Below are 13,293 nucleotides of genomic sequence, written 5' to 3' on the forward strand. Positions count from 1 at the left end.
AAATCGCATGACTACCGTGCTGACTATTCAGCGGCGGTTGGCTTCGCTCGGCTACAATCCGGGCGCGGCTGACGGCTTGATCGGCCCAAAGACGCTAACCGCAATCGATGCGGCACTTACAGCCCTCGCGGGCAAGGGAGCCGCAGCGCCAAGCCCTGCGGTTCGCTTTTTGCCGGAAGAATGGCTCCCTTGGGCGCAGATGCAACGTGTCATCGTCCATTGGACCGCCGGGGCAAACAAGGCGAGCGCGGTCGATAAGGCTCATTATCATGTGCTTATCGAAGGCGACGGCAATCCGGTGAAGGGCGACCCGTCGATCGCTGCAAACCAAGCGCCGGTTTCGTCCGGCTACGCCGCTCACACACTGAATTGTAATAGCGGCTCGATTGGCCTGTCGCTCTGCGGCATGGCCGGTGCGGTCGAGAAGCCGTTCAACGCTGGCAAATATCCAATCACCCGGCAGCAATGGGAGGCGGCGATTAAAGCCGTGGCCGACCTTTGTCGCCGCTATTCGATCCCGGTTACCCCGTCGACCGTGCTCTCGCATGCCGAAGTGCAGCGCACGCTTGGCATTCAGCAGCGGGGGAAATGGGACATTGCGATCTTGCCGTTTGAGCCTTCGCTCAACACGGCCGCCAAGGTCGGCGACGCATTCCGCGCCGCCGTCAAAGCAATCCTCTAACCGAAGGAGAATTCGGAATGAGATTTTTCTCTATGATCGGTGTGGCAGTGTGCGCGGTTGCGGCTCTTGCTCTCGCGCTCCCGGCCGTTGCGACGGCCGAGGCGGCTTCTTCGCCGCCGGGCTTTTTCGAAAGCGTGAACCCGCTTCTCTTTAACCTCGTGTCGGCTGCTATCGCCGTCGGCGTGGGCTACGCGATCAAGCGGTTTACCGATTGGACCGGCATCGCAATCGAGGCGAAGCACCGCGAGGCGCTTCAATCGGCACTCGAAAACGCTGCACGGCTGGCAATAGGGCACCTTGAAAGCAAGCTGGTCGGGAAGCCGGTCGACCGAAGTAACCCGGCACTATTGGCCGCGACCAAATACGTTCGGCAGTCGGTTCCCGATGCGGTCGGCTTCTTCAAGCTGACGGACGATAAGATTACCGACCTTATCAGTCCAAAACTCATTCCGAAGGCGTAGCGCCAATGTCTACGATCCTTCTCGGCATTCTAACGGGGGCGGCTGCAATAGCCGCCCTTTTCTACAAAGCGTTTTCTGCGGGCAAAAAGGTGCAATCCGCCGAAGACTTAAGGGGCAAGGCGGACAGCTATGAAAAGGAAATCGAAAGGATCGGCCGCGCTGCCGATGCTCGTGCTTCTGCCGAGCGTGATGCTCGCGGCGGGATGCTCGATGACGAGTGGACAAGGGATTAAGCAAGATGTGGACACGGACGCAGTTTGCACAGTCTGGCTGCCGATCTCGTCGAGCAAGAGCGACACGGCACAAACGAGGATCGAAGTTAAGGGCAGCAATGCCGCCCGGAAAGAATGGTGCAATGTCGCTTCATGAATTCCTTACGAACCTCGGCCTCAACCCTAACTTTATCGTCGCGGGCACGGCAGGCGGCTTTCTGCGGGCGCTATCCCGAAAGCAGTTCAAAATTCGGGAAGTCGTCTTCTCGCCGATATGTGGCGCACTTGCTGCGGCATATCTAACCGAGCCGATCATCCACTACGCCCGCATGATGAATTGGCCTATGCCAACCGATGGCGCACCCGAGGCCACGAACAACGCAGCGGCCTTCATTGTCGGCGTCATTGCAATGTGGATTACCGACATTCTGACCGACCGCCTTATGCGCTTTGTAAAATCGCGAGAGAAAGAATAGAGAAAGCCCCGCTCGGTTAACCGCCGAGCGGGGCTTTTTTTTGTTTTCTGGCATTATCAAGCGTAAAACCGGCCGATCTTGTGCGAAATCCTTTGTTTTTGGTGTGGTAGCGAGTGGGGAGTTCGAACAGAACGGGCCTCCGCTACCATTTTGTTAGCCGCTTTCGGAAGAAAGCCGTTTTCTATGTCTTCTCCAAGCAGTCGCGCGAGTTTTCCACGCACTTGAACTACCGGCGCTGTACGCGGTTCGGTTGGATAAACGACGACGCTATCCACAACGCTGCGTAGCGTCTGGACAACGGCTTCGGTTATTTCCACCGGCCCTTTCGTCAAAATACGCCCAAGTTCTTCCATATCGCCGCGCAACGCCGCAATCGTCGCGGGATGCACGTCAATCTTCGGCGGCGGTGGCTGCATCGACAAATCAGCCTTGATGCGAACAATCTCTGGATCGATTTCTTTCTTGCGCTCCATCAACTTGTCTTCCGACAAGACACCTTTGATGCAGAGGTCAATCGCGCGCTCCAACTCGCTTTCAAGACGCGCTAGTCGTTTTTCCAAGATAGAACGCGTGTTGTTGATTTCGGCGGCCTTCTGCCGCCGATCTTGAAGAAAGGCGTCTAGATAGGCTTGAAGCAATTCAGGCTTTGAAAATTGCTGGCGCAGCATTTCGACCGTACCGGCCTCAATGTCCTCAAGGTGATATTTGCGCTTATGATCGCAAGCGCCTGTCTCGCGCGTGCGGACGCATCGGACACGCATTCGGCCCCGGTTGTAGCCGTCAAGCGTCATGCCGCCACCGCACTTTCCGCATTTGAGAAGACCAGACAGCATTCGCGGACGCTTCGGCGCGCGCTCCGGTGACATATTAAACGTGCGTTCCTCTATACGGGCCTGCACCTTTGCCGCCGTTTCCTCATCAACAATCCGCAAAGCTGGTACGCTCTTACGCTGCCATTCGCTTTCGGGATTGTTCCGGCTCACGCGCTTGCCCGTTTCAGGATCGCGGACCATCGTAACGCGGTTCCAAATCAGTTCGCCGTAATAGATGGGATTGCGCAACATGCCATTCTGGCGCGCTTTCGAGCCGTTAAGCGTCGAAGCGTTCCAAACCGCGCCTCGCGGCGGGACAATACCGTCGCGGTTCAAATCAATCGCGATCTGCCGAGGCGTTCTACCCAACGCATACTCCCTGAATATGCGCCGAACGACAGCGGCTTCGTCTTCGTCAATGACCAATTCGCCCGGCTTGCCGAGAACCGGCTTATAGCCGAACGCCTTGCCGCCTGCCGATAAGCCGTCGCGAACACGGCCAGACATACCGCGCCGAACCTTGTGCTTGAGGTCTTCAAGATAAATTGCGCCGATCAGGCCACGGATACCGATTTGAATGGTGTCGGCCTTGCCGTCATGGACCGCGATGATATCGATACCGAGAAACTTGAGCCGCTTATAGATTGCAGCCATGTCTTCCTGATCGCGCGAAACGCGATCAAGCGCTTCGACAATTACAACGTCAAACTGGTTGTTCTTTGCGTCCGCGAGAAGCCGCAGGAGGCCATCGCGTTCGATCATAGACGCGCCAGATTTGGCGCGGTCATCATATGTTCGAACGACTTCAAAACCACCTCGCTCTGCAAAATTCCTGCAAAGGGCGATTTGATCGTCAACGGAGCGATCAGACTGCAATTCTGTACTGAAACGAGCATAAAGGGCTGCGCGGCGAACACTCATCTTCAAATTCCCTCCATCAACCATAGCAGGAGGCAAAATCTTACCGGGTCAACTCCTGCGTTAACAGCGAAACACGCATCAGTTTTTGTATTCATAATCCATTGAAATCATGATATTTTGAGGCGTTTCCAAGCCAATCCCGGCCCCGATTATGAGTTAAAAGGGTAAGTCCTGAGGATGCGCAAATTTGCGCCGTGCTTGTTATTCTTGTTAGCGTGCCGCTGCGGTCTTGATTGTTCCGCAGCGGCATTCATATTCAAGCGGCTTGCCTCTCGACAAAAGCTATTGCCGTCTTCATGCAGCGCCCATGAGCCGCGCCACATTCAGCGGCTTCGGCAGGGTCGGCGTATTCAGCAGCATTTTCAGCTAGGATTTTCGCGGCGCGCAGAAGCGCCGCCGCGCTGCTATTTGATAGAGGCCGTGCGTATGATAGAGCGACAAGAACACAATGTGCTTGGTCTGCAAGGCTGGCAATTACTGCGCTGTCTGTAGTCAACGCGGGATTGGTAAGCACTTCAAGCTCATCATAAATTGCCTCATACACGCCCCATAGGCTGGCGGCGGTATCAGACGTGGAATTGACTTGATCGATATTGGTCATGGTTCGGCTCCCTGTGTTTGAGAACCGACCGACAGCTTCTAAACTGGCGGTCGGGCTTAACGGGTTAGAAGACCGTGCACAGGACACGGCGGCACGAAAGCCCCACGTTACGCCCGACCATATAAAAGCCGCCCCAATCGAAATCGGCGGCGCAGTCAGCGCCCTGTGATCTTGCGGCTTCTAACCCGCATCGCTTCTTTTGAAGCGATGCCTAACGCTCCGGTGGTTTGCCATGTAAATCAAGGGCATAAACATATTCGCGGGCAATGATTAAAAGATTATCATTGTCTTTCCTATGCATCTTCAAACGAATGCTTTTCTCAGACATGGGCTAAATCCTTGTAGCAATGCGATCATGAATTGCATCGATCTTGGCGATTGCTACGCGAACGCGTGCAGCTTCTTCGGCGATCAGGCCCGGAAGGATCGTTTCAAGATCAAAGGCGGAAAGCGTCTTCGCGTAGTCTTCAAACTCCGCAATGAAATGCAGCGACTGATTGAATTCGTTCGGATCGCGGCCCTTCAAGTCGATGATAGGCTTCGGCGCGGCCTTCTTGCCTTGTTCCGCCAGTTTCGTAACCGTTGGCGGGTTGGCGCTTTCGACCTGACGTTCAAAATCCGACTGTGGGACATTCGCCACGCGGACGGCCTGCTTTGCCTGATGCGGAGACATACCAGCATCTGCCGCCACTTGCTGGCGAGAAACCAATGGGCGGGCGTCCGCCCTTTGATATTCATCGGACTTACGGTCGCCGCCTTTTGCTGGCTCAATTTGCTTGAGCAGTTCCCCGGCGCGACGAATGGCGCGATCCCGAATACGGGTTGCCATCTTCATCATTTCATCATCGTTCGCTTGCTTGGCGTAAGAAGCCAGCGCCGCCGCCTTGTCACCCCACGAAACGCATTCATCGATTTGAACGCATTCCGCGAGTGCGTTCTTTGCGTTTTGGTAGGTCTGCGGCAACGAAGCGCTGGTGTTGTGAACCTCCGAGGGCATATGAAATTCATTGCTTGGCATGTCTGCGCTCCAGGTAAAAAAGGAAAAAGCGCAAAGCGTACTCTAATTTTTCTCTATAAAGTCAAGCCCGCAGTGGAGGATTTTTGACTTGTTTTCATTCAAGCGACTTTCGGGATTACCGGCATATGGCGACATCGCAGTGAGTTTTCCTAAACCCGGTAGTTTCCGCGAAGGTATCGTTTTCGAGTTCACGACTTCAAACAGCAAGACTTGGACTGGAAATTTTGACCCCGGATATTGTACTTGGGCCATGGCAACAGGCGTTTATCCTGAATTAGGAGAAACTGCGGTATTTGTTCTTGCTGACGGGAATGCTTATAAAATCAATGTGTTATCTCAAACATTAGTTGAGATGTTACCCGGCCCTATCGCTTGGATGGGGTATCACAAGCCTCTTGAGGCTATGATCGTTGCAGATGACATTGAAGTTAGCGCCCATACTAAAAGCGGCATACTTTGGAAAAGTGGCCGCATCTCATGGGATGGAATTGAGTATGTATCAATTGAAGGCAATACGCTTATAGGCGAAGCTTTTGATCCAAGGGACGATAAATTGTATCCGTTCTCTGTAGACCTACTTACTGGAAAAGTAGAGGGCGGATCGTGGTAGTAATCTTCGATTTAACCCGCTCGAACAACATTATCATATAAGCAAGGCTTCGAAATGTTTCGATCTATCGTTGTATTTATTGCTTCTCTCTTGGGCGCATCTGTATTTGCCAACGAGGGCACCGCGCAGCCAGTCCCCGGTACTATTGTCGTCAATATAAAGCTTTCAGATGACGCCTTCGGCGCATCCGGTGAAACGTTCGATCTCTATCCTCTCGAAGATGCCTTGGAAGAGGCAATGGCGGATACCGCAAGTCTCGACGGCCATGAAATCGGGGGCGGCTATTTTGCCTGTCGGTTCCATACCGACAATGTCGAAGACGCATTGCAGAAAGCGGGCAAGGTACTCGCTACACTGGAATTCCGTCCGCAATCTTACGTCGCTATCACTTATTCAGACGGCGAAACCAAACGAATTAATCTCCCGCTGGCGGGCCACTAGGATAAGAAGAAGCTGGCGAACACCCGGTTCTCCCCTTTCCTGAACGGACCACTCAGCGAAGCGCTTACGCAGATAAATATGAAGAATATTAAAGATCGCTTGTTTCATTATAGCACTAAAGTTAATGGCGTTCTTGTACCTATCAGCGCTTTGGATAGTGCATTAGCAGCATTCTCTACTAATCTGGTCGTGCTAACCGGCCACGAAACTTACCCCATTAGTCTAATCGGCTCTGCAACCTGCCTGCATTGGCACGATAAATATTTTGTCGTATGCACTCGTCACCAAATCAACGGACTAGAACTTTCTAAGATAGGAATGCTATGTCCTGATGGGAATGTAATTACTTCAGGCGGGGCTAAGCATTTTATTGAGATTAATGATGGTGATTTTCACGATCTTTGCGCGTTCGATTTCACGGAACCATGCAAATCACTACCACGATTGCAGTCAAGATTTTATAACGTTGGAGTAGCCCCTCCAGACGCGCCTTACGACGAGTTCGCATTTGCACAGGTAAGCGGCTTTCCAACTGAGCTTCAGAATTACGACATGGACGCCAGCCACATTGGCACCGTGAAGGCAAAGGTGATTGTTCAACTCGACCGCCCTTCAAATGACCAAGCAGTTATCACGCTGCGTCCATTGGAAAATATGTCGTTTGAACCGGACGGGCTTAGCGGTGGCTCAGTATTCATCGTACATGCAAGCCGACCCAATCCAACGGCCTATTTCGCAGGGATCGTAACTCGCGCATCAAAGAGTTTTGTATACGCCGTAAAAGCCGGCTGGATTTTGAATTTTCTCGCTCATTTCGGATGACGCACTATTACAACAAGTTAGTCCGTTCATTATTAGCTGATTAAAAAAGCGTCGTTCACAGTGTGGCGCTATCGCCTCAGTTGTCACGGATAGCAGAGCAAAAAAAGTTAACGGATTGTTGTTTGCCCCGGACTGTATAAGGGTATGTTAACCATACTGTGGTGTTTTCACAGAAAAGGATACCTACCATGAGCACAATTTACACCATCGGATATGAAGGCACAGATATCGAAAAATTTGTGCGAACCCTTCAGGTCGTAGGCGTACAAGTGCTTGCTGACGTTAGAGCATTACCGCTTTCTCGCAAGAAGGGCTTCTCGAAAAACGTACTTAGAGAACGTCTAGAGCAAGCGGGTATTGAGTATCATTCTTATCAGGGATTAGGGGACCCCAAACCGGGCAGAGATGCTGCCCGTGCGGGTCGATTTGATGAATTCCGCAAAATCTATACAAATCACATTGAAACTGATGCAGCCAAGGAGAAAGTTGCCGAGCTTTCGTTGACAGCTTCAAAAAAAATAACCTGTATGTTGTGCTTTGAGCGCGATCCTAAAACTTGTCACCGCACGATCATTGCTGAAAAGCTTGTCGATTACGGTGTTTCGTCATTCGACCTATACGGCGACGACCCTGCGAAATATGAAAGAAACCTCGCTTTCTTACCTACTTACTGCCTAGTCGCCGCTGAATAATTAAGCAAACAAATCCATAGTCTGCGGTTTTGGCTGCGTATTTGGAGGATAAATTAGGCTTATTATCATCCATTGGTGCCTAAATCTGTTGTGATTTCCCATAATAAAGTAAATGTCTTTTTCTTGAAATTCGTATAGATATTTTTGCTTGAATTTCTCAATCCAAATGTCGCCATACAATTTTTTGAATTTTAAATAAGAAGCACCAGCCTCCCAGTCAATTATTTTAGATTTATAAATTCTATCACTTTCCGAGCATTTATATGTGTAATAAAAATCGAACGGTATCTTTTCAAGAATATTGCTAGGAATATGTCTTTCTTCTTCAAAGAATGACGCTTGCTTTTCCGCCTGCATAAGTTTTTCAATATTTTCTTTTCCCCATTCAGCCGAGCATGGCTTAATCAAGAGGTCTATTATTTTCTCTGGTTTTATTAAGCCAAGACTGTGATTGGTTTTCAACCTTTTGGCTTCCAATTCTTCCGGTGAGGCAAAGGTTGGGAGCTTGCTTAATATATCCCGTCTCTTTTGCCAGAAGTTCTCAGTGCCTATTTTATCTCTCACCTCTATCGTATCGATTTTAATATAGTGACTTTCCGGGCGACCATCTTTTGAATGTTCAATTCGAGCTTCAACCCACTGCCACTTTGCAAATTTGGCGTCGTCCTTCAACAAGCGAAACGGAACAGGAAATAAACGTATTAGCTCGCCACTTTCGAGCGCTGCCGCAACGCAAGATAATTCGACATACTTGCTACTTGGTGATGGATAAGTTTTACATAAAATAAGCGCTTTTTCTTTATACCCCGCCACTTTGCCCTCCCTTGACTTCCGCGTACAGGTTATTTCAACCTCCCCTTGCGTCGTGTTGCAATACAGAAACCAGGGATATTCACCGGAAACTGATGCCAAAGGGCATGTTATATTCCCCTGACAAACTGCCGCGAACGCGCGCTTGATGCCTTCATCGCAACCCGTTAGCTTCGCAACAGCTTAGGGATAATGACGATGAGCCGTTCCAGAAAGAAGACGCCTATCACGGGCATAACCACCGCCGATAGCGACAAGCCCTTTAAAGAAGCTGAGCATCGGCGCGAGCGCCGTGCCGTGCGCACCGCTATTAAGGCTGGCGAGCCTATTCCCGATCAACGGGAATTCGGCAACCCGTGGACTAGCGAAAAAGATGGAAAGAAATGGCTGAGCGACAGGGAAAGCCGCGTACTTCGAAAGTAAGCCGATTTGAAAACGGACACCTCACTTTCTTTTCAGAACCTTCTTACCGAAGCGCTCATCCCGCATTTCTGCACCGGAAACGGTGGCGGATTTCAGCCAAGCGGCTTTGATCCGCGATCCGTGCGGCTGTCAGAAACCGACATGGCTGATTTTATCCGAGCGTGGAACGGCCAGCTTGTAACCCACATCGGAGCAGGGAAATATCGCGCAGCCCGTAGCGGTGCATCCGAACAATTTTTCTGGTCTGGCAGCAAAAAAGCTTCGCCACGGACATTCACATTATGGATTGAGCCAGTAATCACGCTCGGCTTTCTGGCTCGCCTTCATTTCGACCTTGGCTGGCCGCGAGAATATATAGGAACGCAATCCGCAGGAGATTGGGCTTTTGATGTGATTGTGACTAAGAACCCCGACACCATGGACGAGTACATCGCCTGCGAAGTGAAGAAGTCGCGGAAAGAAATTGATGCTTTGGCCGAATATATGAAGCATTTTGCGTGGAACCCGCATGAATTGCACGATGAAAAGAATGCGTCCAAGAATGCCTTCAAGAAGGTTGCGGCTTTGCGCAAGCGCAAGCCGCCGTTCCTTTGGCTTGTAGGTCCTGATCGATATGAACAGGCATTCCGAGTGGGCTATGAAGATGGGGGCAGAATAACGATGGCGTCTATGCCGCTTGAGGCGTTAAGCTATCAGCATTTCGAAATGGGACGCACCTAGGCGTCAAGCGACACGGCAAAATTGAAAGCCTTCCGGCCTTTCGGTGAAGTATTCCCCGATCTTGCCGAAAGCATTGACCGGATGAAACGAGCATAAAAAGGCCCGCATAAAGCGGGCCTTCCGTTTATTGGTCTGTGACCCGTTTCCTAGGAAGCGTGACGACATTGCCAGTAGCGGTGACTAGTGGCGCGGTTTGCTTGACCGCATCGTCTACGCGACCGTCTTCTAGCAGTGCTTGCAGAATTTCGACCTCTCGCCCCTTGGCGTCTGGTTTCGAAATCGCTGCTACGGCTCGCCGAAGCGTTTCACGTTCGGCCATGCACCACGCGTAGACGAAACCGTGACCAGCGCCGCTTTTGAAGTCCGCAGGATCGCGGGAGACAAATTCGTAAAAATAGTAAGCCGCGCGACTGGCGACGCGATCCATGAACCCCGTTTCCCGCTGAATTTCGGCTTCCGAAGTTAATCCGGCGTCCATGGCTTTCTGAAATTCATCTAGCGCATGTTGATATATAGTCGGCTGCAACGCCTTGAGGTCATCGACAATCGTCATTGCTAATCCCAATCCGCGTGAATGCCGCGCAGTCCGGTAGCGGTCATATCGTTTAGGTAACGCCCGACTTCTTCGGCAACTTGCCGCAGGTTGTTTCCGACACCGCTGATGCTGAACGTGTTGTGATTGGTGACTGTCACCGCGTTTCCGCCCCGACCTGCAAATGCGGGCGCTTGGCCGTTCGGATGGACGTAGCCATTCCGGCTAGGCGTAATGATTTCCGCACCTTCCTCGCCGACAAGATATGAACTACCGGCGGAGATTGGCCCGCCCTTTGCACGCTTGCCGTCCGGTACGATAGCCCCGCCCATGTAGGAAGGCGTATTGACGCCGCCAGAACCATCGGAGCCACCAGTAACGGTATAAGGAAGGCCGCTAGGACCGATAGGCCCGGACAAAGCAGACATAAGCTTGCCTGCCGCTTCAACGCCTTGACGCAACCAGCCTACAAGTGTGCTGATCTTGTCGATAATGGTTGAAACAGCGCCGCCTACGACGCCGCCGACAGTTTCACCCCATGACTTCCATTCGGCGTTTGTCGCGCCCAACGGTCCAAGGAGATTACTAATCGAATTGAAGATATCGGTCGAAAACTTCGCGATGGGTTCGATGATCGGCTTTACCGGCTCAAGAGCCTTCATGAAGCCTTCGCCGACACCAACGAAGAAGGATTTCAAACCTTCCCAATTGTTGTAGATCAGCGTGCCCTCCGCCGCGATCCCGGCTAGGACAGCCCCGACGCCGGTAAACATCAGAGCGCCGCGAAGGACTACCGCTGCCCCACGAAGGATAGAGAAGCCACCGCGCAGGAGATTGAGCGGATTGAGCATCCGAAGAAGGCCGCGACCGGCAACGATACCAGCATCAGCAAGCCGGGCGAATACGCCCGGCGCTTTGCCAGTTGCCGCCGTAGCGAGCCTTGAACGAAAGGCAAGTGTGCCGAAGTACCCGGAAACCCTTGTTACTGCCTTGCCAAGCGTACCCGATAGTATGCGCCCCGTAAGGCTACTTGCCTTCCCGATACTGCCGATGGCAAGGGATGCCACAGATAGCGCACCGCCTTTACCCATCAGGCCAAGGAATTGCAGGCCCGTAAGAGCGATGCGCATACCGATCAGCGATGACGTCACCATTACGATAGAGCGCGTCAGCTTCGGATTGGCTTCGGCGAAGGCGGCGAGCTTGTTCGCCACTTCGGAAACCTTGTCGGCGATATCGTTTAAGGCTGGAAGAAGAGCGACGCCAAGCGAGGCATTGAGGTTTTCAATGGTCGCGCGAAGGCGATCCGCGAAGCCGCGAGACGTCTTGAGGCGGCGCTGATAATCTTCTTCAACGACGCCTTGCGCCTTCATCGCTTCGGCGCGGATACGGCGGTACTCCGCGATATTCTGGATAAGAGGACGAAGCGCCTTTTGAACCTCGCTATCTTGGAAAAGATCGCCGAGCTTGCCGAGATCGCCTTTAAGCGTCCGGTTGGTGATTTCGGCAATGGCTTCAATAGGCGTCATGCCTTTTGCCGCCGCCTGTTTCATCGACTTCTCAAGGTCAACGCCCATCTTTTTAAAAGCTTTGCGGGTCTGCGGAGCGTTGATCTTTTGAAGGACGTTGCCAAGATTGGTAGCCGCTTCCGAGCTTTCACCGGCACCTTTGCGGGCAATCTGCAATGCCGCCGCAAGGTCAGCAACAGCGGGAACACCCTTTTGCTGGAGCGCTCCATATGCAGCGCCGAGCGACGGGAAATACTGCGCCATGTCGCGAAGTTCGAAAGCGCCTTCCTTACCGGCCTGCGCCATGGCGTCGAGCGCCTTGCCGAAGTCCGTTGCGGGTACTTGAAGATTTGTAAGGGCGGCATAACCCGCATTGGCAAGATCATCGACTTCCGCGCGGTAGGCGGTCGCGGCCCGACCAATAGGCTTGAGAAGGCCGAGCGCATCATTTTCATTTGCGCCGAAGCCGACGAGGGTATCCATACCCTGCGCCATCTTCGACGTTGCCTGATTGGTGTCGCGAGCAACTTGGCGAAGCTGCTTGCCAAGCGCGCCAAGACGCTCTTGCGGAATATTGGCCTTCTGGCCGATATCCTCAAGCTGCGTTTCAAGATTTACCGCTGCATCATATGGCGCGGAAAGCGCCGCCTTGAGTGTATAAAGTGCGGCACCGGCATCAAACAGGCGACCACGCGCGTTGTCGAGCGCCTTATTGTTACGCTCAATCGCCGAGTGCAAACGGGACTGCATACCGTTTATGTCGGTCGCAGCCTTCCCAATACCGCGCATGGCGGTCGCCGCTTTTGCCGCTGGCTTGGAAATGCCATCGACAAGCCGAACGAGAAGTGAAGATGTAAGATTGGCCATGTTGGCCCCCTATCAAAGGGGCCGCGCGAATGGCGCGGCCTTATACTAACGATTATGTTGCTGGCGTCCCGAACCGAAGCCGGGCGTCGTCGGCGTTGGACGAAGACTGGTATTGGCAATCACGCCGTATTGCGGATACCGCCGCCAGTCCGTTTCGCCCCAGGCACGGTTTTCGACGTCGTCAATACGGTCATCGGCGCGCTCGCGCGCGATGCAACGGCTGTTGAAGTTGTCAACTTCCGCCTGTGCTTGCATGAGCAGTTCGAGAGCTTGGATGATGACTTTCGAGGCTTCCGGGTAGACCTTTGCGAGATTTTTGGCTGCGTCATCTGCCTTTTTTTCGACGGCTGCGCGTTCGGCTTGAAACGCATCTTCGGCTTCATTCTGTTCCGCCTTGCCAATGCGGGCTGTGATTTCTTCCGAAGCCGCTCGCCCGCGATCAAGAGCGATCCGGGCCGCGTCGATTTTCTGTTCAGCGGTCTGAATATCGGCGTCCGTTCCCTCAAGAAGAAGCCGCGCCCTTTCACCACGTGCAGCGTCAAGATCGGACTGCAACTTAGCTAGGTCGATTTTGGCAAGCGCGGCTTTCAGTGTTTCCGACGTCTGAGCGTCGCCGCCTTTGATGATTTTTTTGATGGTATCAAGCATTCTTGACCTCATGAATTTGAAGGCCGCGCTCATAGGC

Annotated in this window: 17 protein-coding genes; 10 read left to right on the forward strand and 7 right to left on the reverse strand. The window is 52.7% G+C overall.

From position 1 onward, the window contains the following. The first annotated feature begins 7 nt into the window (after window positions 1-7). The 4 genes from FGI60_RS11985 (at window position 8) to FGI60_RS12000 (ending at window position 1,831) form a co-directional block, all read left to right on the forward strand. Window positions 8-682 carry a peptidoglycan recognition protein family protein gene (locus tag FGI60_RS11985; protein ID WP_138785363.1) on the forward strand — a complete coding sequence of 225 codons (675 nt, stop codon included), beginning with the start codon at window positions 8-10 and terminating at the stop codon, window positions 680-682. Between the two features lie 17 nt (window positions 683-699). Next, complete coding sequence (locus FGI60_RS11990) at window positions 700-1,143, forward strand: hypothetical protein (RefSeq protein WP_138785364.1); 444 nt, start codon at window positions 700-702, stop codon at window positions 1,141-1,143. Window positions 1,144-1,148: 5 nt separating this feature from the next. Further along, window positions 1,149-1,376: a hypothetical protein gene (locus FGI60_RS11995; RefSeq protein WP_138785365.1), complete on the forward strand. Its 228-nt coding sequence runs from the start codon at window positions 1,149-1,151 to the stop codon at window positions 1,374-1,376. A gap of 122 nt (window positions 1,377-1,498) precedes the next feature. Next, a complete protein-coding gene (locus FGI60_RS12000; protein WP_138785366.1) occupies window positions 1,499-1,831 on the forward strand; it encodes a hypothetical protein in 333 nt (110 codons plus the stop codon). Window positions 1,832-1,887: 56 nt separating this feature from the next. Here the strand turns inward: FGI60_RS12000 and FGI60_RS12005 are convergent, their stop codons facing one another. The 3 genes from FGI60_RS12005 to FGI60_RS12015 all read right to left on the reverse strand — a co-directional run bounded on the left by FGI60_RS12005 (window position 1,888) and on the right by FGI60_RS12015 (window position 5,183). After that, window positions 1,888-3,564, reverse strand: coding sequence for a recombinase family protein (locus FGI60_RS12005; protein WP_171058758.1), 1,677 nt, complete (start codon window positions 3,562-3,564; stop codon window positions 1,888-1,890). Window positions 3,565-3,820: 256 nt separating this feature from the next. Beyond that, window positions 3,821-4,165, reverse strand: a complete 345-nt coding sequence (locus FGI60_RS12010) for a hypothetical protein (RefSeq protein ID WP_138785368.1) — start codon at window positions 4,163-4,165, stop codon at window positions 3,821-3,823. 331 nt (window positions 4,166-4,496) lie between these two features. Then, window positions 4,497-5,183 (reverse strand): hypothetical protein, encoded by a 687-nt coding sequence (locus FGI60_RS12015; RefSeq protein WP_138785369.1) that lies wholly within the window; start codon window positions 5,181-5,183, stop codon window positions 4,497-4,499. Window positions 5,184-5,271: 88 nt separating this feature from the next. Between FGI60_RS12015 and FGI60_RS12020 the strand changes: the two genes are divergently transcribed. The 4 genes from FGI60_RS12020 (at window position 5,272) to FGI60_RS12035 (ending at window position 7,748) form a co-directional block, all read left to right on the forward strand. Continuing rightward, on the forward strand, window positions 5,272-5,793 hold the full coding sequence (locus tag FGI60_RS12020; RefSeq protein ID WP_138785370.1) for a hypothetical protein: 522 nt from the start codon (window positions 5,272-5,274) through the stop codon (window positions 5,791-5,793). Window positions 5,794-5,847: 54 nt separating this feature from the next. After that, window positions 5,848-6,234 (forward strand): hypothetical protein, encoded by a 387-nt coding sequence (locus tag FGI60_RS12025; RefSeq protein ID WP_138785371.1) that lies wholly within the window; start codon window positions 5,848-5,850, stop codon window positions 6,232-6,234. Window positions 6,235-6,312: 78 nt separating this feature from the next. Then, window positions 6,313-7,056, forward strand: a complete 744-nt coding sequence (locus tag FGI60_RS12030) for a hypothetical protein (protein WP_138785372.1) — start codon at window positions 6,313-6,315, stop codon at window positions 7,054-7,056. Between the two features lie 188 nt (window positions 7,057-7,244). Then, on the forward strand, window positions 7,245-7,748 hold the full coding sequence (locus tag FGI60_RS12035; protein ID WP_114216272.1) for a DUF488 domain-containing protein: 504 nt from the start codon (window positions 7,245-7,247) through the stop codon (window positions 7,746-7,748). On the opposite strand, the gene FGI60_RS12040 is transcribed toward FGI60_RS12035, so the two are convergent. Then, window positions 7,749-8,561, reverse strand: a complete 813-nt coding sequence (locus FGI60_RS12040) for a hypothetical protein (RefSeq protein ID WP_138785373.1) — start codon at window positions 8,559-8,561, stop codon at window positions 7,749-7,751. Window positions 8,562-8,756: 195 nt separating this feature from the next. On the opposite strand from FGI60_RS12040, the gene FGI60_RS12045 reads away from it, so the two are divergent. Both FGI60_RS12045 and FGI60_RS12050 read left to right on the forward strand, forming a co-directional pair. After that, on the forward strand, window positions 8,757-8,981 hold the full coding sequence (locus tag FGI60_RS12045; protein WP_171058759.1) for a hypothetical protein: 225 nt from the start codon (window positions 8,757-8,759) through the stop codon (window positions 8,979-8,981). Window positions 8,982-8,987: 6 nt separating this feature from the next. Beyond that, window positions 8,988-9,701, forward strand: a complete 714-nt coding sequence (locus FGI60_RS12050) for a hypothetical protein (RefSeq protein ID WP_138785374.1) — start codon at window positions 8,988-8,990, stop codon at window positions 9,699-9,701. Window positions 9,702-9,825: 124 nt separating this feature from the next. Here the strand turns inward: FGI60_RS12050 and FGI60_RS12055 are convergent, their stop codons facing one another. Genes FGI60_RS12055 through FGI60_RS12065 form a run of 3 tightly spaced genes read right to left on the reverse strand, consistent with a single transcriptional unit; the run spans window position 9,826 to window position 13,256 of the window. Further along, entirely contained in the window at window positions 9,826-10,254 is a 429-nt protein-coding gene (locus FGI60_RS12055) for a hypothetical protein (protein ID WP_138785375.1), read from the reverse strand. A gap of 2 nt (window positions 10,255-10,256) precedes the next feature. After that, window positions 10,257-12,608, reverse strand: a complete 2,352-nt coding sequence (locus FGI60_RS12060) for a phage tail tape measure protein (RefSeq protein ID WP_235889795.1) — start codon at window positions 12,606-12,608, stop codon at window positions 10,257-10,259. A 45-nt stretch (window positions 12,609-12,653) separates the two neighbouring features. Continuing rightward, window positions 12,654-13,256 carry a hypothetical protein gene (locus tag FGI60_RS12065; protein ID WP_138785376.1) on the reverse strand — a complete coding sequence of 201 codons (603 nt, stop codon included), beginning with the start codon at window positions 13,254-13,256 and terminating at the stop codon, window positions 12,654-12,656. Window positions 13,257-13,293: the final 37 nt, after the last annotated feature.

It is taken from the genome of Brucella haematophila, from assembly GCF_005938105.1.
GTDB lineage: Bacteria > Pseudomonadota > Alphaproteobacteria > Rhizobiales > Rhizobiaceae > Brucella > Brucella haematophila.

Excerpts from the sequence above, each read along its gene's own strand:
- FGI60_RS12010 (WP_138785368.1), bottom strand. The coding sequence starts at position 4,165 with ATGACCAATATCGATCAAGTCAATTCCACGTCTGATACCGCCGCCAGC.
- FGI60_RS11985 (WP_138785363.1), top strand. The coding sequence starts at position 8 with ATGACTACCGTGCTGACTATTCAGCGGCGGTTGGCTTCGCTCGGCTAC.
- FGI60_RS12065 (WP_138785376.1), bottom strand. The coding sequence starts at position 13,256 with ATGCTTGATACCATCAAAAAAATCATCAAAGGCGGCGACGCTCAGACG.
- FGI60_RS12030 (WP_138785372.1), top strand. The coding sequence starts at position 6,313 with ATGAAGAATATTAAAGATCGCTTGTTTCATTATAGCACTAAAGTTAAT.
- FGI60_RS12000 (WP_138785366.1), top strand. The coding sequence starts at position 1,499 with ATGTCGCTTCATGAATTCCTTACGAACCTCGGCCTCAACCCTAACTTT.
- FGI60_RS12015 (WP_138785369.1), bottom strand. The coding sequence starts at position 5,183 with ATGCCAAGCAATGAATTTCATATGCCCTCGGAGGTTCACAACACCAGC.
- FGI60_RS12045 (WP_171058759.1), top strand. The coding sequence starts at position 8,757 with ATGAGCCGTTCCAGAAAGAAGACGCCTATCACGGGCATAACCACCGCC.
- FGI60_RS12005 (WP_171058758.1), bottom strand. The coding sequence starts at position 3,564 with ATGAGTGTTCGCCGCGCAGCCCTTTATGCTCGTTTCAGTACAGAATTG.
- FGI60_RS11990 (WP_138785364.1), top strand. The coding sequence starts at position 700 with ATGAGATTTTTCTCTATGATCGGTGTGGCAGTGTGCGCGGTTGCGGCT.
- FGI60_RS11995 (WP_138785365.1), top strand. The coding sequence starts at position 1,149 with ATGTCTACGATCCTTCTCGGCATTCTAACGGGGGCGGCTGCAATAGCC.
- FGI60_RS12025 (WP_138785371.1), top strand. The coding sequence starts at position 5,848 with ATGTTTCGATCTATCGTTGTATTTATTGCTTCTCTCTTGGGCGCATCT.
- FGI60_RS12055 (WP_138785375.1), bottom strand. The coding sequence starts at position 10,254 with ATGACGATTGTCGATGACCTCAAGGCGTTGCAGCCGACTATATATCAA.
- FGI60_RS12035 (WP_114216272.1), top strand. The coding sequence starts at position 7,245 with ATGAGCACAATTTACACCATCGGATATGAAGGCACAGATATCGAAAAA.
- FGI60_RS12060 (WP_235889795.1), bottom strand. The coding sequence starts at position 12,608 with ATGGCCAATCTTACATCTTCACTTCTCGTTCGGCTTGTCGATGGCATT.